Below are 20,459 nucleotides of genomic sequence, written 5' to 3'. Positions count from 1 at the left end.
GGGGTGATGAACTGACACTCCGACAATTAGCCGACCACGCTCCGCAACGAGCCGGAAAGACGCTCACACGCACGGGACCACCGTCACCGCACAGGGTGTGCGTCCCGACGACCCGGTCGAGGTACCCGCAAACCGCGGTGAGCACACCGCAAACGCCCCCGCGAGGGCCACGCCGCCCAGGGGTTCCGCCCTCCACGGTAGCTCCGCCGAAGCCCGGAAACACCCCTTGACCTGGGAAAACGACAGAAGGGCGATCAGAACCGATCGGTCGGCCGGTACAGCCCCCACGCCTCGCGCAGCGTCCCGCAGACCTCACCCACCGTGGCGCGGGCCCGCAGCGCCTCCTTCATCGGGTACAGCACGTTCTCCGTACCGTCGGCGGCGGCCCGCAGGTCGGCGAGCGCCCGCGCCACCGCGTCGGCGTCCCGCTCGGCGCGCAGCCGCGCCAGCCGCTCGGCCTGCGCCGCCTCGATCGCCGGGTCGACCCGCAGCGGCTCGTACGGCTCCTCCTCGTCCACCGTGAACCGGTTGAGCCCCACCACCACCCGCTCACCCGAGTCGATCTCCTGGGCGATCCGGTACGCGGACTGCTCGATCTCCCGCTTCTGGAACCCGGCCTCGATGGCGTCCACCGCCGACCCGTGGTCCGCCACCCGTTCCATCAGCTCCACGGCGGCGGCCTCGATCTCGGCCGTCATCGCCTCCACCACGTACGAGCCGGCGAACGGGTCCACCGTGGCGGTCAGGTCAGTCTCGTACGCCAGCACCTGCTGGGTCCGCAGCGCGAGCCGGGCGGCCTTCTCGGTGGGCAGCGCGATGGCCTCGTCGAAGCTGTTGGTGTGCAGCGACTGGGTGCCACCGAGCACCGCGCCCAACCCCTGCACCGCCACCCGGACCAGGTTGACCTCGGGCTGCTGCGCGGTGAGCTGCACGCCTGCGGTCTGGGTGTGGAACCGCAGCATCATCGACTTCGGATCCTTGGCGCCGAAGTCGTCACGCATCAGTCGGGCCCAGATCCGCCGGGCGGCGCGGAACTTCGCCACCTCCTCCAGCAGCGTGGTGCGGGCCACGAAGAAGAACGACAGCCGGGGCGCGAAGTCGTCAACGGCGAGCCCGGCGGCGAGCGCCGCCCGCACGTACTCCACGCCGTTGGCCAGGGTGAACGCGATCTCCTGCGCGGGCGTCGCGCCGGCCTCGGCCATGTGGTAGCCGGAGATGGAGATGGTGTTCCACTTCGGCACCTCCTTGCGGCAGTACGCGAACGTGTCGGCCACCAGGCGCAGCGACGGCTTCGGCGGGAAGATGTACGTCCCCCGGGCGATGTACTCCTTGAGGATGTCGTTCTGGATGGTGCCGTTGAGCGCCGCGCCCGGCACCCCGTTCTCCTCGGCCACGAGCTGGTAGAGCAGCAGCAGCACCGAGCCGGGCGCGTTGATGGTCATCGAGGTGGACACCTTGTCCAGCGGGATGTCGGCGAAGAGCAGCCGCATGTCCTCAATGGAGTCGATGGCCACGCCTACCTTGCCGACCTCGCCGTGCGCGATCGGCTCGTCGGAGTCGTAGCCCATCTGGGTCGGCAGGTCGAACGCGACCGAGAGACCCATGGTGCCGGCCCGCAACAGCTGGTGGTACCGCGCGTTGGACTCGGTGGCGGTGCCGAAACCGGCGTACTGGCGCATGGTCCACGGGCGGGAGGTGTACATGGTGGGGTAGACGCCCCGGGTGTACGGGAATTCGCCGGGACCGCCCAGCCGGGAGTCCAGGTCCTCCGGAAGGTCGGCACCCGTGTAGACGCCCTTGATCGGAAAACCGGACTCGCTTGACCGCCGTTCACTCATCCCCGGATGGTAGGACGCCCGGGCATGTCGTCGGGTGAGGGATACCGCACACTGCGTCCCGACCGGTCGACAGGAGGTGAACGACAGGGCACGTTCTGTCGACTTCGATAAACGCCCGTCGCGTCGGCTTTCATATCGGGCGTCGGACCCAGCAAGATAGGGGGGTTGTGTCCCAGCCCCCTCGATTTCCCCCGGTGGCTTTTCTGTGACTCAGATCCCGACGTGGAGCGGCGGACCAGTCAGTCCCGCCAACGGCCGCGCAGCACCCGGCACCACCATCGGTGACCGGTACTCGCTGCGGTCCTCGGTGGGCAACGGCGGCATGGGTACGGTCTGGCGCGCCACAGACACGTTGCTGCGCCGTGACGTGGCGGTGAAGGAGGTCGTCCTGCCCCCGGGGCTGGCCCCCAGCGACCGCGACGCCATGTACGAACGCACCCTGCGCGAGGCCCGCGCCGCCGCCGCGATCCAGCACCCGGCAGTGGTGCAGGTGTACGACGTGGTCACCGAGGCCGGTCGCCCGTGGATCGTGATGGAGCTGCTGGACGCGCGCAGCCTCGCCGACATGGTGATCGAGGACGGTCCGGTCGCTCCCCGCGCCGTCGCCAAGATCGGCATCGCGCTGCTCGGGGCGCTGGAGGTCGCGCACGCGATCGGCGTGCTGCACCGCGACGTCAAGCCGGCGAACGTGCTGATCTGCACCGACGGCCGCTGCGTGCTTACCGACTTCGGTGTGGCCCGGATGCCCACCGACGTGCAGCTCACCACCCCCGGCATGGTGCTCGGCTCGCCGCACTTCATCTCACCCGAGCGGGCCATGGGCCAGGAGTTCGGCCCACCGAGCGACCTGTTCTCGCTCGGTGTGACGCTCTACACGGCGGTCGAGGGCCGGCCGCCGTTCGACAAGGGCGACCCGATCGAGACCATGCACGCGGTGGTCGAGGACCCGCCGGCCCCGCCGCAGCGCAGCGGCCCGCTGACCCGGGTGCTGATGGGTCTGCTGGAGAAGGACCCGGCCCGCCGCCTGGACGTGCACACCTCCCGGGCCATGCTCCGCGAGCTGCTCGCCGGCCCGCTGGGCAGCACCGCCACCGCAGTGCACTCGGTCACCGACCCGTACGCCGTGGTGCCGGTGCAGCAGCGCCCCGCACCCGTACACCCGCCGGCGCAGCCGGAGCCCAAGCCGGACAACCAGATCGGCGGCCGGGCGATGCTGGCCGCCGACGAGTCCCTGACCGACCGGCTGGCGGCGCTGCGTCGCGGCGAACGCCCGCCGCCTGCCGCTCCCGCAGGCGCCGCCAGGCTCGACGAGACCAGCGCCGACGCGCTGGCCGGTCCGCTGCACACCCCGACCGGCGCGATGCCCGCCCCCGGGCGGCCCGCCGTCGGGCGCACCTACGGCGGCAACGCCGACGCCACCCAGCGGGTGGACGCCGGGGCGCACCCGGACGCCACCCAGCGGGTCACCTACGGTAACCAGTCCGACGCCACCCAGCAGGTCGGGTACGGCGGCGCGCCGGAGGCCACCCAGCGGATCGGCGGCACCTACGGCGGCGGCAACCAGTGGTCGGTGCCGGGCACCGGCCAGCCGTGGACGACGCCCGCCACGTCCAGCGGCGGCGCGCTCGACAAGGTCCGGGCCACCGGCGGTCAACTGGTCAGCACCGTCAAGGGCTGGCCGCGCAAGGTCCAGCTCGCCGCGGCCGGCGGGCTGGCCGTCGTGTTGCTGATCACCGTGGTGGCGCTCTCCGGCGGCGACGATCCGGCCCCGAGCGCGCCGCAGGCGCAGCCCTCGCCGTCCGCCGCCGCGGGCCCCGGCGTCGAGATGCAGGAACATGCCGCCCGAGGCATCCAGGTGATGGTGCCCAAGGGCTGGAAAAAGGCCACCGGCGGTTCCTACACCGACTACATCGACCCGGAGGACAGCGGTCGCAAGGTGCGCATCATCACCGAGAAGTGGTCCAGCAGCTCCGCCCGGTGGGCGGAGACGGCCGAGAACGGCCTCAAGACCAGGAGCACCTCCTGCGTCAAGCCGTACGCCCAGATCAGCGCCACGGAGACGGAGCTGGCAAGCCAACCGGCAGCCGAATTCGAGTACACATGTGGCGAGGGCGACACCATGCGGCACGGCGTCTGGCGGGGTGTGGCGCAGGGCGGCAAGGCGTACTCGTTCTACCTGACCGCCACCGACGCCAAGTTCGCCGAGAGCAAGCCCATCTTCGACGAGATGGTGCGCACGTTCCAGCTCACCGGGGACGGCTGAGCCGGAGGCAACCGACAGCGGTGATCCGCCGCCGTGCTATCAAGAGGCATGGCGGCGGACACCACTGACATCGACGACATTCGTGAGCAAGCCCGGCGCTGGCTGGCCGACGACCCGGACCCGGCCAGCCGGGACGAGCTGACGGCGGTGCTCGACGCGCTGCCGTCGAGCGCCCCCGACCTGGCCGACCGGTTCGCCGGGCCGCTCACCTTCGGCACCGCGGGCCTGCGTGGGCCGCTGCGCGCCGGCCCGAACGGGATGAACCTGGCGGTGGTCACCCGGGCCGCCGCCGGCCTGGTCGACTGGCTCGCCGCGCAGGGCGGCACCGGCCCCCTGGTGATCGGGTACGACGCCCGGCACGGCTCCCGCCAGTTCGCCGAGCGCACCGCCCAGGTGGCCACCGGGGCCGGGCGTCCCGCGCTGCTGCTGCCGCGCCCGCTGCCCACCCCCGTCCTGGCGTACGCGGTGCGCCAGCTCGGCGCGGTCGCCGGCGTGATGGTGACGGCCAGCCACAACCCTCCGCAGGACAACGGCTACAAGGTCTACCTGGGTGCCGAGCTGGGCGGCGAGCTGGGCGCGGGAGCGCAGATCGTGCCTCCCGCAGACACCGGCATCGAGGCGGCCATCCGGGCGGTCGGCCCGCTGACCGAGGTGCCGCTGGGCGCGCCCGGCCAGGTGCTCGGCGACGACCTGGTCGCGTCGTACGTCGAACGGGCGACAGCGGTGATCGACCCGGACGGGTCGCGGGACCTGAACGTGGCGTACACCCCGCTGCACGGGGTGGGCGCGGCGGTGCTCACCGCCGCGTTCGCCCGCGCCGGTTTCCCGGTGCCCGGTGTGGTGCCCGACCAGGCCGAGCCGGACCCGGAGTTCCCCACCGTGTCGTTCCCCAACCCTGAGGAGCCGGGAGCGGTGGACCGGCTGATCGCCCTGGCCGACTCGACAGGCGCGGATCTCGCCATCGCCAACGACCCGGACGCGGACCGCTGCGCCGTGGTGGTCCGTGACGACCGCGACGGCTGGCGGATGCTGCGCGGCGACGAGGTCGGTGTCCTGCTCGCCGACCACCTGATGCGGCGCGGGGTAACCGGGCTGTACGCGACGACTATCGTCTCGTCGTCCCTGCTGCGGGCCATGTGCGCCGCCCGGGGCCTGCCGTACGACGAGACGCTCACCGGCTTCAAGTGGATCGTCCGGGCCGGCGGCGGGAGTGCGCCACTGGTCTTCGGCTACGAGGAGGCGCTGGGCTACTGCGTCGCCCCGCAGCACGTACGGGACAAGGACGGCATCACGGCCGCGCTGACCGTGGCGGAACTCGCCGCCGGCCTCAAGGCGCAGGGTCGTACGCTCACCGACCGGCTCGACGAGCTGGCCGCGGAGTTCGGCGTGCACCACACCGACCAGCTCTCGGTCCGGGTGGACGACCTGCGGCTGATCGCCGACGCGATGGCCCGGATCCGGGCGGCCACCCCGAGGACGCTGCTCGGGCAGCCGGTGGACAGCGCCAAGGATCTGCTGCCCGAGTCGGACGTGGTGATCCTGCGCACCGCCGCGGCCCGGGTGGTGATCCGCCCGTCCGGGACCGAGCCGAAGCTCAAGGCGTACCTGGAGGTGGTGGAACCCGTCGTGGACGGTGACGTCGCGGCGGCCCGCGGCCGCGCGGCGTCGGCCGTCACCGCGCTGCGCGCCGAGGTCAGCGCCGCCCTGGGCATCTGAATTCCGCGCGCCACGTCCGGGCCCGTCCGCGCGACAGTCAGCGGCGCGGGCCGAGCGCCTGGTCGACGGCGCGTCCCAGGGCCGCGACCACCAGGCCCACCGACGGGCGTACCACCGAGTCGTCGGCGCTCACCTCGCCGGAGAACCCGGCGCCGGTAGCGATCTCCTCCAGCCGGCGGCGGGCGTCGGCTGCGGTCTCGCCGCTCATCCCCAGCGCGGTCTCCATCCGCAGCACCACGACCAGGGTGGCGAGCGCGGCTGTTCGCTCGTCCGGGGCCGCCGCGCCGGTCAGCGCCTCGGTGAGCCGCTGGCGGGTGTCCGCCTCGACGGACCTGTCCACCACCGGGTAGCGGTGCACGTGGATGAAGCCCAGCTCGGTCTCGTCGACATCCCTGACGACACCCTGGGTGCACAGGTCACCGAGGATCCTGTCGCGCAGGCCGTGTCGTAGACGCTGCACCCAGGACGCCGGCGTGTGCGGTGTGTCGGCGGCGATCCGGCCCAGCACCTCGTCGGCGACCGGCTCGCCGGTGGGCGTCGGGTCGACCACGGTCAGGGAGCCGTCGGCGTACGCGATCCGACCGGCCAGGGCCAGCTCGACCAGCACCGCCGCGGCCATGCCGAGGTCCAGGCTGATCCGTGGCATGGTCGCCTTGCCGGTCGTGTCGTCGTAGGCGAGGAGCAGCAACTCCTCGGCGAGCGCAACACCAGTCATGGCCGGAGACGCTAGCGGGTCCGCGCCACACCGCGCGCGAACCCGCCGGACCCGGCACCGACCGGGGTAACGCGTCAGAACCGGGGCATGCCGCCGAACTGGCGGTCGCCGGCGTCGCCGAGGCCCGGGACGATGAACTTGCGGTCGTTCAGCCCCTCGTCGATCGAGGCCGTGACCAGGCGCAACGGCAGACCGGAGCGTTCCAGGCGCTCGATGCCGACAGGCGCGGCGAGGACGCAGAGCACAGTGATGTCGGTGCAGCCCCGGTCGGCGAGCAGCCGGCAGCAGTGCTCCAGCGAGCCGCCTGTGGCAAGCATCGGGTCGAGCACCAGCACCGGCAGACCGGCCAGGTCGCGGGGCAGCGACTCCATGTACGCGCGCGGCTCGTACGTCTCCTCGTCGCGGGCCAGACCGACGAAGCCCATCGAGGACTCCGGCAGCAGGCCCAGCGCGGCGTCCGCCATGCCCAGCCCGGCCCGCAGCACCGGGACCAGCAGCGGCGGGTTCGCCAGCCGGGTGCCCTCGGTGCCGGTGACGGGCGTCTGCACCGGGTACCGCTCGACGGGGAAGGAACGCGCCGCCTCGTACACCAGCATGGTGGTCAGTTCGTGCAGCGACGCCCGAAACGTCGACGAATCGGTGCGCGCGTCCCGCATGGCGGTCAGCCGGGCCTGGGCCAGCGGGTGGTCAATGACGTGTACGTCCACGATCGCTCAACCTACCGGTCCGGTCGGCACCCCGGTGCGGCTGCACTCGGTGCAGCGACGCCGCTCACGTCGGAGCGGCCCGGCGTGACCAAGATCACTCAGCTGTTTCGTGCGTAGACTTCGTGGCATGACGGCGACAACGACGTCGGCCCGGTCGGAGCTCTCCGAGCTGGGACGATCCGAGACCGCTCTGCGGACCTTCCTGCACGGCCTGCCCGGCGTGGACCAGGTCGGCGCGGAGCAGCGGGCGGCACAGCTCGGCACCCGCTCCATCAAGACCACCGCCAAGGCGCAGGCGATCGACCTGGCGATCCGCATGGTCGACCTGACCACCCTGGAGGGCGCCGACACCCCCGGCAAGGTGCGCGCGCTCGCCGCGAAGGCGCTGCGCCCCGACCCGGCCGACCCGTCGTGCCCGCACGTCGGCGCGGTCTGCGTCTACCCGGCGATGGTCCCCCACGTCGCCGAGGTGCTGCGCGGAAGCGGTGTGCACCTGGCGAGCGTGGCGACGGCGTTCCCGTCCGGTCAGGCGCCGCTGGAGATCAAGCTCGCCGACACGCGGGCCGCCGTCGCGGCCGGCGCCGACGAGATCGACATGGTGATCAACCGGGGTGCGTTCCTGGCCGGGCGGTACAAGGAGGTCTACGACGAGATCGTGGCCACCAAGGAGGCCTCCGGGGACGCCCACCTCAAGGTGATCCTGGAGACCGGCGAGCTGGCCACCTACGACAACGTGCGCCGCGCCTCGTGGCTGGCCATGCTGGCCGGGGGCGACTTCATCAAGACCTCCACCGGCAAGGTCCCCGTCGCGGCCACGCTGCCGGTGACCCTGGTGATGCTGGAGGCGGTCCGCGACTTCCGCGCCGCCACCGGGCGGCAGGTCGGCGTGAAGCCGGCCGGCGGCATCAAGACCACCAAGGACGCGATCAAGTACCTGGTGATGGTCAACGAGACCGTCGGCGCGGACTGGCTCGACCCGGACTGGTTCCGCTTCGGCGCGTCCAGCCTGCTCAACGACCTGCTGATGCAGCGCACCAAGCTGACGACCGGCACCTACGCCGGTCCCGACTACTTCACCCTGGACTGATAGCCGATGTTCGAATACGCCCCCGCCCCCGAGTCCCGCTCGGTGGTGGACCTCAAACCCTCGTACGGGCTGTTCATCGACGGTACGTTCGTCGACCCGACCGACGGTGGCAGCTTCAAGTCGATCAACCCCGCCTCGGAGGAGGTGCTGGCCGAGATCGCCGAGGCCGGCGCCGAGGACGTGGAGCGTGCGGTACGCGCCGCCCGCAAGGCGTACGACAAGGTCTGGGGTCCGATGCCGGGCCGCGACCGGGCGAAGTACCTGTTCCGGATCGCGCGCCTCATCCAGGAGCGCTCCCGTGAGCTGGCCGTCCTGGAGTCCCTGGACAACGGCAAGCCGATCCGGGAGTCGCGCGACGTCGACCTGCCGCTGGTCGCCGCGCACTTCTTCTACTACGCCGGTTGGGCCGACAAGCTCCCGTACGCCGGATTCGGGCCGAACCCGCAGCCGATCGGCGTGGCCGCACAGGTCATCCCGTGGAACTTCCCGCTGCTCATGCTGGCCTGGAAGATCGCCCCGGCGCTCGCGGCGGGCAACACTGTGGTGCTCAAGCCCGCCGAGACCACCCCGCTGACGGCGCTGCTGTTCGCCGAGATCTGCCAGCAGGCCGAACTGCCGGCCGGTGTGGTCAACATCGTCACCGGCGCCGGCGACACAGGTCGCGCCCTCGTCGAGCACCCCGACGTGGACAAGGTCGCGTTCACCGGCTCGACCGAGGTCGGCCGGGCCATCGCCCGGTCCGTCGCCGGCACCCGCAAGAAGCTCACCCTGGAACTGGGCGGCAAGGCCGCCAACATCGTCTTCGACGACGCGCCTATCGACCAGGCCGTCGAGGGCATCGTCAACGGCATCTTCTTCAACCAGGGGCACGTCTGCTGCGCCGGGTCCCGCCTGCTGGTGCAGGAGAACGTCGCCGACCGGGTGCTGGAGTCGTTGAAGCGGCGGATGGCCCTGCTGCGCGTCGGCGACCCGCTGGACAAGAACACCGACGTCGGGGCGATCAACTCGGCCGCCCAACTGGAGCGGATCCGCGAGCTGTCCGACGCCGGCTCGGCCGAGGGCGCCGAGCGCTGGTCGCCGCCGTGCGACCTGCCCGAGCGTGGCTTCTGGTTCGCGCCGACCATCTTCACCGGGGTCACCCAGGCGCACCGGATCGCCCGCGAGGAGATCTTCGGCCCGGTGCTGTCGGTGCTCACCTTCCGCACCCCTGCCGAGGCCGTCGAGAAGGCCAACAACACGCCGTACGGGCTGTCGGCGGGGATCTGGACCGACAAGGGCTCCCGAATCCTGTGGATGGCCGACCGGCTGCGCGCCGGCGTCGTCTGGGCCAACACGTTCAACAAGTTCGACCCCACCTCGCCGTTCGGTGGCTACAAGGAGTCGGGCTACGGTCGCGAGGGCGGCCGGCACGGGCTGGAGGGCTACCTCAATGTCTGAGCGGGTCGCGGTACGCAAGACGTACAAGCTCTTCATCGGCGGGAAGTTCCCGCGCAGCGAGTCGGGACGGTCGTATCTCGTGCAGTCCTCGAATGTGTCACTGGCCTCCCGCAAGGACGCCCGGGACGCGGTGGTCGCCGCCCGCGCCGCCGTGAAGGGTTGGGCCGGGGCGACCGCGTACAACAGGGGTCAGATCCTCTACCGGGCCGCCGAGATGCTGGAGGGCCGCCGCGAGCAGTTCGTGGCCCTGCGCATCCCCGGCGACGAGGTGGACGCGGCAGTGGACCGCTGGGTCTGGTACGCCGGCTGGGCCGACAAGCTCGCCCAGGTGTACGGCGGCGCCAACCCGGTCGCCGGCCCGTACTTCAACATCTCCGCGCCGGAGCCGACCGGGGTGGTCGCCGTGGTTGCCCCGGAACGTCCGGCGCTGCTCGGCCTGGTCAGCGTGATCGCCCCGGCGATCGTCACAGGCAACACGGTGGTCGTCGCGGCGTCGCCGTCCGAGCCCCTGGCGGCGGTGACGCTTGCCGAGGTGCTGGCCACGTCCGACCTGCCCGGCGGGGTGGTCAACATCCTCACCGGCGCGATCACCGAGACCGCGCCGACGCTTGCCGCGCACATGGACGTCAACGCGATCGACCTGACCGGGGTGACCGACACCGAGCTGGCCACGGAGCTGGAGGTCAAGGCCGCCGAGAACCTCAAGCGGGTGCTCCGGCCGGCGCCGACCGAGCACGACTGGTCCGCCGACCCGGGTCTGGCCCGGATGACGTCCCTGCTGGAGACGAAGACGGTCTGGCACCCCAAGGGGGTGTGATTCGCTCCCGGCCTTCGGGGGTTTTCCGGGGGAGCCCGCCCACTCCGGGCGGTCAGGCTTGATCCCTGCGTGGGCGGGCTCCCCCGGAAAACCTGACCTGTCCGGGTTCGTCGGTTGGGTCAGCTCACGGGTGCTGCCTCGGGTTGGCTTGCGGCCCCTCCCCCTCTCCTTCCTTGCCCTGCCCCGCCGCCGCCGGCAGCCCAAGATCTGCACAAGAACAGGGATGTTGCTGCCTCCATCGCCCGGGAGGCAGCAACATCGCTGAAATTGCGCGGATCTTCGGCCAGCCCGTCGGTTGGGCGCGGGAGGTAAGGGTCTACTACCGGGGGTAGGATTGGCTTGTGACTCGGTTGGGCGATCTTGAGCGTGCGGTGATGGACGTGCTGTGGGACGTGGTCCCGGGCACGTCGGACGGCGTGACCGTGCGCGAGGTGGCCGACGCGCTCGACGGCCGCGAGCTGGCTTACACGACCGTGATGACCGTCCTGGACCGGCTTGCCGGCAAGGGCATGGTGCAGCGGGAACGCGAGGGCCGGGCCTGGCGGTACCGGCCGGCGGCCAGCCGTGAGGCGCACATCGCCCAGCTCATGCTCGACGCCCTCGACCTGGGCGGCAGCCGGGACGCCGCGCTCGTGCGTTTCGCCCGCTCGGTCACCGGCACCGAGGCCGAGGTGCTGCGCGCGGCGCTGGGCAGCGAGGCCGGGCTCACCGCGACGGGCAGCTCCGACGGGGCCGAGCTGACCGACCGCGTGGACGGGCCGGCGGGCCGGCGGACGGCCGACGAGGCAGCGGAGCGGTAGGGCGCGCCATGGCGTACGCCGTGCACTTCGCCGCCACCATGCTGGCCTGCTATCTGACCGCTCAGGTGCTGGCCCGCTCGACCTGGACGTGGCGCAGCCCTCGGGTGGCGATCGTCTGCTGGCAGGCGGTCGGCCTGGCGCTGGGCCTGTCCGCGATGGGCCTGCCGATGGCGCTCGGGTTGAGCGCGTACGACCTGCCGACCGGAAGCGCGCTGCTCGCCCTGGCCTCCGATCTCGCGCACGGCACCCTGCCTGTCGGGGAGACCGCCTTCCATCTGGCGGGTGTCGGGGTCGGCTTCGGCATCGGCGCGGTACTGCTCGCCACGACAGTGCGCAGCATCCACGGCACGGTCCGCGCCCAGCGCCGCCACCGGGACCTGCTCACCCTCGTCGCCCGGGACGACCCGGCCGCACCCGGCGCGCTCGTGCTGGATCATCCGAGCGCTGCCGCGTACTGCCTGCCGGGCGTGAAGCCGCAGGTGGTGGTGAGTGCCGGCACCTTGAGCCTGCTGGACCGGGCGGAGCTGGCCGCGGTGCTCAGCCACGAGCGGGCGCACGCCCACGAGCGGCACGACCTGGTGCTGCTGCCGTTCACCGCGCTCTGCCGGGCGTTGCCGTGGTTCGGCTGGGTCCGCGAGGCGCACGAGCGGGTCGCCCTGCTGGTCGAGATGCGCGCCGACGACAAGGCGCGCGAGCTGCACGCCGAGGCGCCCCTCGCGGCTGCGCTGCGCCGGTTCGCCGCCGCCGGTCACCGGATCACCCCGGCGGGCGCGCTGGGCGTGGGCGACCGCGATCTGGACGTACGGGTGCAGCGCCTGCTGGTCATCGACCGGCCGCCCCGGGTGGTCGGTGCCGTAGCCCTCGCGGTCGCCACCACACTTGTCGCCCTCCCGATCACGCTGTTCCTGTCCTGAGCTGACCCGCCCGCCGTGCCCCGGTCAGGGGACGAGCACGCGCTCCCTCACGTACTACGCGTCGTAGCAAACGCTCTTACGACAATGTGTAGTAGCTGAACATGTAGCCAAGCTACGTGTAGGGTGACTATGACAAGCGAGCCAACCTACGGAGGGCCGGCCATGGACACCCTGCTCCTCGCCCGCCTGCAGTTCGCCACCACGACCTCGATCCACTTCCTGTTCGTCGTGGTCACGCTCGGGCTGGTGACCCTGCTGGTCGGGATGCAGACCGCCTGGGTGCTCACCGGCAACCCCAGGTGGGAGCGGCTCACCCGGTACTGGGGGCAGCTCTACGTCATCAACTACGTGCTCGGCATCGCCACAGGCATCGTGATGGAGTTCCAGTTCGGACTGAACTGGAGCGGCCTGTCGCGCTACGTCGGCAACGTCTTCGGTGCGCCACTGGCCATCGAGACGCTCGTGGCGTTCTTCCTGGAGTCCACGTTCCTCGGGATGTGGATCTTCGGGTGGCACCGGCTCCGCAGGGGCGTCCACCTCGCGCTGCTCTGGGGCGTGGCGCTCACCGCGTACGCCTCGGCGTTCTGGATCATGGTGGCCAACTCCTGGCTGCAACACCCGGTCGGGTACGAGGTCCGCGACGGGATCGCCCACCTCACCGACTTCGGCGCGCTGCTCACCAACCCCAGCCTCGGCATGGCGTTCGGGCACGTGGTGTCGGCGGCGCTGCTTGTCGGCGGGATGCTGATGGCGGCCGTCAGCGCCTGGCACCTGATCCGCCGTACGCCCGACTTCGTGCTCTTCCGCACCTCACTGCGGATCGGCCTGGTCACCGCGGCGCTGGCGATCACGCTGGTGCAGGGCTTCGGCTTCGCCCAGTTCGGCCCCGTCGGTCAGGTGCAGCCCACCAAGTTCGGCCAGGGCCCGGAGGCGCAGGAGCTGGTCGCCGAGTGGACCACCCGGTTCGGCCCCGGTGACTACACCCCGCCGGTGCTGGCCAACGTCGGGCTGGGCTTCATGATCCTGATCGGTCTCACCCTCGGCTGCGTCTGGTTCCTGCTCCCGCTGCTCTTCCGGGACTGGGTCATCCGGCTGCGCTTCCCGCTCTGGCTGATCCTGCTCGCCCTGCCGCTTCCGTTCGTCGCGGTGATCCTCGGCTGGATCGCCCGTGAGGTAGGCCGTCAGCCCTGGGTGGCGTACGGGCTGCTCCCCACCGAACAGGCCGTCTCCCCGGTCGGCGCACCGGTGATGCTCGCCTCGCTGATCGGCTTCAGCCTGCTGCTCGGCACCCTCGCGGTCACCAACTGGGTGCTGCTCGCCAGACACGCGGCGCGCGGCGCGGACGACCCGGCGCTCGGCCGTCCCCCGGCGCCGCCCACCGAGCCGGCCCATCCCGAACCCGCCCTCGCCTGAGGAGATCACCCGTGGACCTCGCCTGGTACGCCCTGCTCGGCCTCTTCTTCGCCGGCTACCTGGTGCTCGCCGGCTTCGACTACGGCGTCGGGCTGCTGCTCGCCCGGGGTGGTGGCCCGGCCGGGCGGCGGGCTGCCCTCACCGCACTCGGCCCGTTCTTCCTCGGCAACGAGGTCTGGCTGGTGGCGGCGGTGGGGATCCTCTTCGGCGCGTTCCCGATGCTGGAGGGCGAGCTGCTGTCCGGCTGCTATCCGGCGGTCGCCGGAGCGCTGGTCGGGGTCGTCCTGGTCACCGTCGGTGTGCAGTTGCGCAGCCGGCCGGCCGACGAGCGGGTCCGGGCGCGCTGGGACCGGGTCGTGGTGATCGGGAGCGTGCTCGCCGCGCTGGGCTGGGGCGCCCTGCTCGCCGCGCTGCTGCAGGGTGTTCCCCGCCAGGCCGACGGGCACGTGAGCGGTGTGGCGCACCTGGCCACCCCGTTCACGGCCGCCGCCGGGCTGACCATGGTCGCGCTTGTCGCGGTGCACGGTGCGACATTCCTCACGCTGCGACTGCCGGCCGCCGACGCCGCCGTGGTCGGCCGCACCGCCCGCCGGCTGGTGCCGGTGGCGCTCACCGCGGTCGCCGTGGCCACCGTCGTGGGCCTGCTCTCCGTTCGGGTACGCGACAGCGTCCAACTGCCGGCGGTGGCCGTACTCCTGCCGGTGCTGCTGGCGGCGGCGCTGCTGGCGGCCCGCGCGGCGCTCGGCCGACGGCGGCCGGGGTGGGCTCTGGCGGCGACGGGCATGGCCCTGGCGATGCCTGTGGCGCTGGTCGGCGCGGCCCTGTGGCCCTACGTGCTGGTGTCCACGACCGACCCGGCCGCCTCGCTGACAGTGGCCGACGCGGCCGCGAGCACGCCGACGCTACGGCTGCTCGCCTGGGTGGCGCTGCCGCTGCTGCCGGCCCTACTAGGCTTCCAGGCAATGTGCTTGTGGGTTTTCCGGGGACGGACCGACGGCAGGGCACCGGTGTACTGGTGAACCGCCGTCCCTTCGACCCGCGTCTCCTGCGCCGGGTCCCCGCGGCCCGGCGCGACCTTGCCGTGCTCGCGCTGCTGGGTGTGCTCGCCGCCGGGCTGATCGTGGCGCAGGCCACCGCGCTGGCGGCGGTGCTGGCCACCGCCTTCGACGGGCGGCTGGACCGGCCGGCGCTGGCCGGCTTCCTGGCCACTGTCGCCGCCCGGTCGGCGCTGGTCTGGGCGCAGGGCACGGTGTCGGCGCGGGTCGCCGCCACGGTCAAGGCCACGTTGCGCGCCGACCTGCTCGGCGCGGTCGGCCGGCACGGGCCGGGCTGGGTGGCCGGGCAGCGGGCCGGTCAGCTCGCCACCCTGGCCGGGCGTGGACTGGACGCTCTTGACGCGTACTTCACCGGGTACCTGCCTCAGCTGGTGCTCAGCGTGACGGTGCCGCTCGCCGTGCTGGCCCGGATCGTCCTCGCCGACTGGAGTTCGGCGCTGATCATCGCGTTGACGCTGCCGCTGATCCCGGTCTTCGGCGCGCTGCTGGGCTGGCAGGCGCAGGCCGCCACCGAACGGCAGTGGCGCCGGCTCTCCCTGCTGGGTGGGCACTTCCTGGACATGGTCGCCGGGCTGCCCACGCTGCGCGCGTTCGGCCGCGCCCGGGCGCAGACCGAGGTCGTCCGCCGGATGGCCGACGGGCACCGGGTCGCCACCATGAAGACCCTGCGGATCGCGTTCCTGTCCGCGCTGGTGCTGGAGCTGGTCGCCACGCTGTCGGTGGCGCTGGTCGCGGTGCCGGTCGGCATCCGGCTGCTCGGCGGCGGCCTGGCCCTCCAGACGGCGCTGCTGGTGCTGCTGCTCACCCCGGAGGCGTACCTACCGCTGCGGGCCGCCGGCAGCCGCTTCCACGCCAGCATGGAGGGTTTGGCCGCGCTGGACGAGGCGCTCACCATCTCGGCGACGCCCACCCCGCCCCGGGCGGCCGAGGGCGCGGCCACCCCCGACGGGCGGGGCGAGATCCGGTTCGAGTCGGTGACCGTGGCGTACGAGCGGACCACAGCGCTGCGCGACGTGACCCTGACCATCAGGCCCGGTGAGCGGATCGCGATCATCGGCCCGAGCGGCGCCGGCAAGAGCACGCTGCTCGGCCTGCTGCTCGGCTTCGTGACCCCGACCAGCGGCCGGATCACCGTGGACGGCGTGGACCTCGCCGCCGCCGACCCGGACGCCTGGCGTCGGCAGCTCGCCTGGGTGCCGCAGCGCGCCCACCTCTTCGCCGCGTCGCTGGCCGACAACATCCGCCTCGGCGCACCTGACACCCCGACCGAGGCGCTCACCGCTGCGGTACGCGACGCCGCCCTCGACGACGTGGTGGCCGCTCTGCCGGACGGCCTGGACACGCTGCTCGGCGAACGCGGCCACGGGCTGTCCAGCGGGCAACGGCAACGGGTGGCCCTGGCCCGCGCGTTCCTGCGCGACGCCCCGGTGGTGCTGCTCGACGAGCCCACCGCCCGCCTGGACACCGCCTCCGAGACGGTGGTGCTCGACGCCACCCGCCGGCTGGTCGCCGGACGGACGGCGCTGCTCGTCGCGCACCGGCCCGCACTGCTGGCAGACGCCGACCGGATCCTGCGGATCGAGGACGGTCGGCTCACCGAGCTGACACCGGCGCCGACCGGAAAGGTGGCCCGATGACCGCGGCACCCGGGCCACCTACCCTCGGGCCGGCCCCGGTGGGCCCCACGCCGGACATCGGCTCGCCACCGGCCGGGCGGACGGCCGCCGAACGGGCGGTACTGCGACTGGCCCGGCCGTACCTGGGCCGGCTCGTCGGCGCGGGGCTGCTCGCCGCCGCCACCGAGTTCGCCGGGCTCGCCCTGATGGCCACCGCGACCTGGCTGCTGATGAGCGCCGCCGGCCAGCCGCCCCTGGACCGGCTCACCGTGGCGATCGTCGCGGTCCGGGCCCTCGCGATCAGCCGGGGCGTCTTCCGCTACACCGAACGGCTCGCCGGGCACGACGCGGTGCTCCGCATGATCACCGACGTACGGGCCCGGGTCTTCGCCACCCTCGCCGCCCGCCGCACCGCCGGGCACCGCTCGGGGGACGTGCTGAGCCGGCTGGTCTCCGACGTCGAAGCCGTCCAGGACCTGCTGCTGCGGGTGCTGGTGCCCGGCTCGGCGGCGGCGCTTGTCGGTGTGCTGGCCGTGGGAGGCGCGACGCTGATCTCGCCGCTGGCCGGCGCGGCGCTCGCCGTCGGGCTGCTCGTCGCCGGGGTGGCGCTGCCCGCACTGGCCACAGTTGTCACCAGACGCAGCGCCGCAGAGGTGGCCCCGCTGCGCGGCGCGCTCGCCACCGACGCGGTCGACCTCACCCACGGCGCCGCCGACCTGGCCGCGTTCGGCGCCACCGACGCCGCCCTGCGCGCCGCCGGGCAGCGGGCCGACCGGCTGGCCCGGCTGGAACGCCGGCTGGCCGCCACCGGGTTCGCGGTGGACGCGGCAGGGGTCCTTGTCGCCGGGCTGACCGCCGGCGCGGTGGTGCTCGCCGCGCTGGCCGCCGACGTACCGGGCGTGCTGGTTGGTGTGCTCGCCGTGGGCTCGCTGGCCGCCGTCGAGGTGGCGCTGGCCCTGGTCGCGGCGGCCCGACAGTGGACCCAGCTGCGCCCCGGACTGACCCGGGTGGCCGCCCTGCTCGACGAGGACACGCCCACTCCCCCGACCGCCGAGGTCAGCGCCCACCCCGCCGGCCCGTACGACCTGCGCTTCGTCGAGCTGACCGTGCGGTACCGGGCCGGCGCCGCACCCGCCCTGGACGGCATCGACCTGGACCTGCCCGCCGGTCGACGGATCGCGGTGGTCGGCCCGAGCGGCGCCGGCAAGAGCACCCTGGCCGCCGTGCTGACCGGTTCGATCCGGCCCTCGTCCGGGCGGATCGAGCTGGGCGGCCGCGACCTGTCGGCGTACACCGAGCAGGAGCTGCCCCGCGCGGTCGGCGGGCTGCTCGCCGAGGCGTACGTCTTCCACGCGACAGTGCGGGAGAACCTCCTGCTCGGGCGCGCGGACGCGGGCGACGACGAGCTGGCCGCCGCCACCGCCGCCGCGGGCCTGCTGGACTGGGTACGCGCCCAGCCGGCGGGTTGGGACACCCTGGTCGGCGAGGAGGGCGGCCAGCTCTCCGGTGGTCAGCGGCAACGCCTCGCGCTCGCCCGGGCGCTGCTCGCCGCGCCACCCGTGCTGGTGCTCGACGAGCCCACCGAGGGACTGGACCCGGCCGCGGCGGACGCGGTGCTCGCCTCCGCCCTGGCCGCCACCCCCACCGGGCACTCGGTGCTGCTGATCAGCCACCGGCTCAGCGGCCTGGCCGAACTGGACGAGATCGTCGTCCTCGACGGCGGCCGGGTGATCCAGCGCGGCCGGCACGTGGACCTGGTCGCCACCCCCGGCTGGTACCGGGACCAGTGGCTGCTCCAGGAGGCTGCCGAACGCGGGTACCTGGCGCTCGCCCCCTGAGCCGGCTCGGGGACGGACCAGGGTTCCCCCGGACGTCGGCGCCTCGAAGTCGTGGCAGGGTGGTGCCATGCCGCGCTGTGAGGACGTGTTGGTCGACGAGCACCTGCGCAAACTCGCCGCCAGGTTGCAGGGCCCGGCGCGCCTGAAGTCCGACCTGCTCACCGAGGCCCGGCACGGATTGCTGGACGCCGTCGAGGCGTACCGGGACAGCGGGGTGCCGCCCACCGAGGCGCAGCGCCGGGCGGTGGCCGAGTTCGGCTCGCCGGCGCAGCTGCTGCCGTCCTGGCAGGCCGAGTTGGCGACGGCCGCCCTGCGCGGGTTCGCCCTGCGGATGTTGGCGATCGCCGGGGTGGGGGTGGCCGCCGGCGACCTGACCTGGCGCGGGGCGAGCTGGAGCGACGGTCCCCGCCCGCCGGCCGTCTACCTGCTGCTCTCCGCCACGGTCAACTGGATCTGGGTGGGCGCGCTGCTGCTCTCCGTGGCCGGCCTGCTGGTGGTCGCGGCGAGTGCCCGTACGGCACGACCGGGCCTGGCCGCCGCGCAGCGCGCGGTGGGTGCCGGCCTGACCGGTGTGCTGGTCCTCGGGGTGCTCGCCGGTGGGGCGCTCTTCGCCTGGTCGCTCGGCCTCTGGGACGCGGCGTTGAGCTGGCCTCCGATGATCATCGGCGTGGTGCTGGCCGGGGCCGCCTACTTCTCGCTGGCCCGCGCGGCACGCGGCTGGGTGCTGGCCACCGCGCGCTGAGACGTGCGCGGCCGCACCGGGACTCAGACCGGGGCGCCGGGCGCGGTGCCGGGGTCGAGGAAGCGGCCGACCGTCGACTGGAACTCGCGCCAGCCGGCGCGCTCCCCGGCCAGCGCCCGCCGGCCGGCGTCGGTGAGCTGGTACGTCCGCCGCTCCCGCCCGTTGACGGTGCTCCACGTGCTCGCCACGTGCCCGGCCCGCTCCAGCCGCCGCAGCGCCGGATAGATGGTGCCGGTGGGCAGGTCGAGGCTGCCGTCACTGCGCGCCCGCAGGGCCTCGATGATGGCGTACCCGTGCAGCGCGCCCTTTTCGAGGACGGCGAGCAGCAGGGCGTCGAGGTGGCCGTGCAGCGCCTGGGCCTTCATGTGTAGCTACGCTACTTGTTAGGAGGCCGGTGCGCTACCGGTGGCGATCCGCAGGCCCGGGCGGTACGGGAAGACGCCATCGGGGTGCGGGCTCCGGTCTTCCCGAGCAGCCGACTAGGGTATGTGCCCAGAGTCACTCGCCGGCCCGAGACACCGGCGGGTGGGCAACCCGAAGCACACGGAGGTCAGCGTGGCCCGCCAGTCGCCCCAACGGCCCGACGCCGACGAGCCCGAGCTCGACGACACCACCGGCGTGGCCGAGCCAGATGACACCGAGGACGCCGGCCGCGCGTCGACGTCGGCCGACCGGTCGCTCTGGGACGAGGTGCGGATCGACCCGGTGGAGATCGCCCTGCCCGCCGGCACCGGCTTCACGCTGCGCGCGTACCGGCCCGCGGGGGAGCTGACCCCCACCGACGTCACCGAACGCGACCAGGACGACCCGTTCCTCGCCCGCCGTCAGGTGATCGAGGAGGACGACGAGACGGTAGTCATCCTCGACGAAGAGCTGGCCGAGGAGTTCGCCGAGAGCGACGAGGACGAGCCGTCGCGGCGCCGCCGGGACGCCGACGCGACAGGCGACAGCGAGACCGACGAGACCGACGAGGACGACGAGGACGAGGACGCCGCGGACGAGGCGGACGACGAGGAGGTGCCCGTCTTCCTCAGCCACCGGGGCAAGCTGCTGCTGTTCAAGACGCCCGAGTCGCTTGTCAGCTTCATCCGGTCCGGTGCGCCAAACGATCTGTCTCAACTGGACAGCTGGAATGAATTGTCCGAACGGGTGGAGCCGGCAGATATCGCGCCGCTCGACGAGGACACGTACGAGCTGGACCTCGTCGTGGAGAACCTGCGCGGCGGTCACGACGCCTGGGATTCGACCCTGCTGATCGAGGCCGGCGAGATCGCTCGTGACCTGTCGTACGCGTTGCGGCTGCCTGCGGTACTCGACATGCTCTCCGCCGGCTCCAGCCTCGACAACCTGGACGAGGCGCTACGGGCGACGGTCAGCGGCGGGATCGGCGGCTTCATGGGCCGTCGGCGGCTGAAGAAGATCGGGGCGCAGACCGCAAGTCTGGGCTGGCGGACCATTGTCGGCAAGATCTCTGCGGTGGTGGACTGGCGCGACTGACCCG

The 20,459-nt window shown here is 72.9% G+C and carries 17 protein-coding genes; 13 read left to right on the top strand and 4 right to left on the bottom strand.

Annotated features, from left to right (window positions below; genetic code table 11):
• Positions 1-254: 254 nt before the first annotated feature.
• Positions 255-1,838 (bottom strand): methylmalonyl-CoA mutase family protein, encoded by a 1,584-nt coding sequence (locus ACFY1S_RS01705; RefSeq protein WP_364368204.1) that lies wholly within the window; start codon positions 1,836-1,838, stop codon positions 255-257.
• A 205-nt stretch (positions 1,839-2,043) separates the two neighbouring features.
• Here ACFY1S_RS01705 and ACFY1S_RS01700 point away from each other — a divergent pair, with 205 nt between their 5' ends.
• Positions 2,044-4,101: a serine/threonine-protein kinase gene (locus ACFY1S_RS01700; protein ID WP_387111648.1), complete on the top strand. Its 2,058-nt coding sequence runs from the start codon at positions 2,044-2,046 to the stop codon at positions 4,099-4,101.
• Between the two features lie 48 nt (positions 4,102-4,149).
• Positions 4,150-5,817, top strand: coding sequence for a phospho-sugar mutase (locus ACFY1S_RS01695; RefSeq protein WP_387111646.1), 1,668 nt, complete (start codon positions 4,150-4,152; stop codon positions 5,815-5,817).
• Positions 5,818-5,854: 37 nt separating this feature from the next.
• Here the strand turns inward: ACFY1S_RS01695 and ACFY1S_RS01690 are convergent, their stop codons facing one another.
• A complete protein-coding gene (locus tag ACFY1S_RS01690) occupies positions 5,855-6,532 on the bottom strand; it encodes a GPP34 family phosphoprotein (protein WP_387111643.1) in 678 nt (225 codons plus the stop codon).
• A gap of 74 nt (positions 6,533-6,606) precedes the next feature.
• Positions 6,607-7,239 carry a uracil phosphoribosyltransferase gene (upp, locus tag ACFY1S_RS01685; RefSeq protein WP_139585043.1) on the bottom strand — a complete coding sequence of 211 codons (633 nt, stop codon included), beginning with the start codon at positions 7,237-7,239 and terminating at the stop codon, positions 6,607-6,609.
• A gap of 127 nt (positions 7,240-7,366) precedes the next feature.
• Here upp and deoC point away from each other — a divergent pair, with 127 nt between their 5' ends.
• From deoC to ACFY1S_RS01635, 10 genes are all read left to right on the top strand, one after another.
• Positions 7,367-8,326 carry a deoxyribose-phosphate aldolase gene (gene deoC / locus ACFY1S_RS01680; RefSeq protein WP_364368217.1) on the top strand — a complete coding sequence of 320 codons (960 nt, stop codon included), beginning with the start codon at positions 7,367-7,369 and terminating at the stop codon, positions 8,324-8,326.
• A 6-nt stretch (positions 8,327-8,332) separates the two neighbouring features.
• The gene (locus ACFY1S_RS01675; RefSeq protein ID WP_387111638.1) at positions 8,333-9,763 is read left to right on the top strand and encodes an aldehyde dehydrogenase family protein; all 1,431 of its coding nucleotides are present in this window, start codon (positions 8,333-8,335) and stop codon (positions 9,761-9,763) included.
• On the top strand, positions 9,756-10,580 hold the full coding sequence (locus tag ACFY1S_RS01670; RefSeq protein ID WP_387111635.1) for an aldehyde dehydrogenase family protein: 825 nt from the start codon (positions 9,756-9,758) through the stop codon (positions 10,578-10,580). The genes ACFY1S_RS01675 and ACFY1S_RS01670 overlap by 8 nt, the downstream gene beginning before the upstream one ends.
• 341 nt (positions 10,581-10,921) lie before the next feature.
• Entirely contained in the window at positions 10,922-11,380 is a 459-nt protein-coding gene (locus tag ACFY1S_RS01665) for a BlaI/MecI/CopY family transcriptional regulator (protein ID WP_387111632.1), read from the top strand.
• 8 nt (positions 11,381-11,388) lie between these two features.
• Positions 11,389-12,294, top strand: a complete 906-nt coding sequence (locus ACFY1S_RS01660) for a M56 family metallopeptidase (RefSeq protein ID WP_387111629.1) — start codon at positions 11,389-11,391, stop codon at positions 12,292-12,294.
• A gap of 162 nt (positions 12,295-12,456) precedes the next feature.
• Positions 12,457-13,707 (top strand): cytochrome ubiquinol oxidase subunit I, encoded by a 1,251-nt coding sequence (locus tag ACFY1S_RS01655; RefSeq protein ID WP_387111626.1) that lies wholly within the window; start codon positions 12,457-12,459, stop codon positions 13,705-13,707.
• Positions 13,708-13,718: 11 nt separating this feature from the next.
• Positions 13,719-14,726 (top strand): cytochrome d ubiquinol oxidase subunit II, encoded by a 1,008-nt coding sequence (locus ACFY1S_RS01650; RefSeq protein ID WP_387111623.1) that lies wholly within the window; start codon positions 13,719-13,721, stop codon positions 14,724-14,726.
• Positions 14,723-16,399, top strand: a complete 1,677-nt coding sequence (gene cydD / locus ACFY1S_RS01645; protein WP_387111620.1) for a thiol reductant ABC exporter subunit CydD — start codon at positions 14,723-14,725, stop codon at positions 16,397-16,399. Before ACFY1S_RS01650 ends, cydD begins: the two co-directional genes overlap by 4 nt.
• Positions 16,396-18,216 (top strand): thiol reductant ABC exporter subunit CydC, encoded by a 1,821-nt coding sequence (cydC, locus tag ACFY1S_RS01640; protein ID WP_387111617.1) that lies wholly within the window; start codon positions 16,396-16,398, stop codon positions 18,214-18,216. The genes cydD and cydC overlap by 4 nt, the downstream gene beginning before the upstream one ends.
• A 67-nt stretch (positions 18,217-18,283) precedes the next feature.
• Entirely contained in the window at positions 18,284-18,958 is a 675-nt protein-coding gene (locus ACFY1S_RS01635; RefSeq protein WP_387111614.1) for a permease prefix domain 1-containing protein, read from the top strand.
• Positions 18,959-18,981: 23 nt separating this feature from the next.
• Here ACFY1S_RS01635 and ACFY1S_RS01630 read toward each other — a convergent pair whose 3' ends face one another.
• Positions 18,982-19,323: a PadR family transcriptional regulator gene (locus ACFY1S_RS01630; protein WP_387111611.1), complete on the bottom strand. Its 342-nt coding sequence runs from the start codon at positions 19,321-19,323 to the stop codon at positions 18,982-18,984.
• Positions 19,324-19,483: 160 nt separating this feature from the next.
• On the opposite strand from ACFY1S_RS01630, the gene ACFY1S_RS01625 reads away from it, so the two are divergent.
• Positions 19,484-20,455 (top strand): DNA primase, encoded by a 972-nt coding sequence (locus ACFY1S_RS01625; protein WP_387111609.1) that lies wholly within the window; start codon positions 19,484-19,486, stop codon positions 20,453-20,455.
• Positions 20,456-20,459: the final 4 nt, after the last annotated feature.

This window comes from Micromonospora sp. NPDC000663, from assembly GCF_042898105.1.
Lineage (GTDB): Bacteria > Actinomycetota > Actinomycetes > Mycobacteriales > Micromonosporaceae > Micromonospora.
This window is presented reverse-complemented; position numbering and strand designations above follow the sequence as displayed.

Coding starts and splice junctions, on each gene's coding strand:
- ACFY1S_RS01655 (WP_387111626.1), top strand. CDS start 12,457: ATGGACACCCTGCTCCTCGCCCGCCTGCAGTTCGCCACCACGACCTCG.
- deoC (WP_364368217.1), top strand. CDS start 7,367: ATGACGGCGACAACGACGTCGGCCCGGTCGGAGCTCTCCGAGCTGGGA.
- ACFY1S_RS01690 (WP_387111643.1), bottom strand. CDS start 6,532: ATGACTGGTGTTGCGCTCGCCGAGGAGTTGCTGCTCCTCGCCTACGAC.
- ACFY1S_RS01630 (WP_387111611.1), bottom strand. CDS start 19,323: ATGAAGGCCCAGGCGCTGCACGGCCACCTCGACGCCCTGCTGCTCGCC.
- ACFY1S_RS01670 (WP_387111635.1), top strand. CDS start 9,756: ATGTCTGAGCGGGTCGCGGTACGCAAGACGTACAAGCTCTTCATCGGC.
- ACFY1S_RS01675 (WP_387111638.1), top strand. CDS start 8,333: ATGTTCGAATACGCCCCCGCCCCCGAGTCCCGCTCGGTGGTGGACCTC.
- cydC (WP_387111617.1), top strand. CDS start 16,396: ATGACCGCGGCACCCGGGCCACCTACCCTCGGGCCGGCCCCGGTGGGC.
- ACFY1S_RS01695 (WP_387111646.1), top strand. CDS start 4,150: ATGGCGGCGGACACCACTGACATCGACGACATTCGTGAGCAAGCCCGG.
- ACFY1S_RS01660 (WP_387111629.1), top strand. CDS start 11,389: ATGGCGTACGCCGTGCACTTCGCCGCCACCATGCTGGCCTGCTATCTG.
- ACFY1S_RS01635 (WP_387111614.1), top strand. CDS start 18,284: ATGCCGCGCTGTGAGGACGTGTTGGTCGACGAGCACCTGCGCAAACTC.
- ACFY1S_RS01705 (WP_364368204.1), bottom strand. CDS start 1,838: ATGAGTGAACGGCGGTCAAGCGAGTCCGGTTTTCCGATCAAGGGCGTC.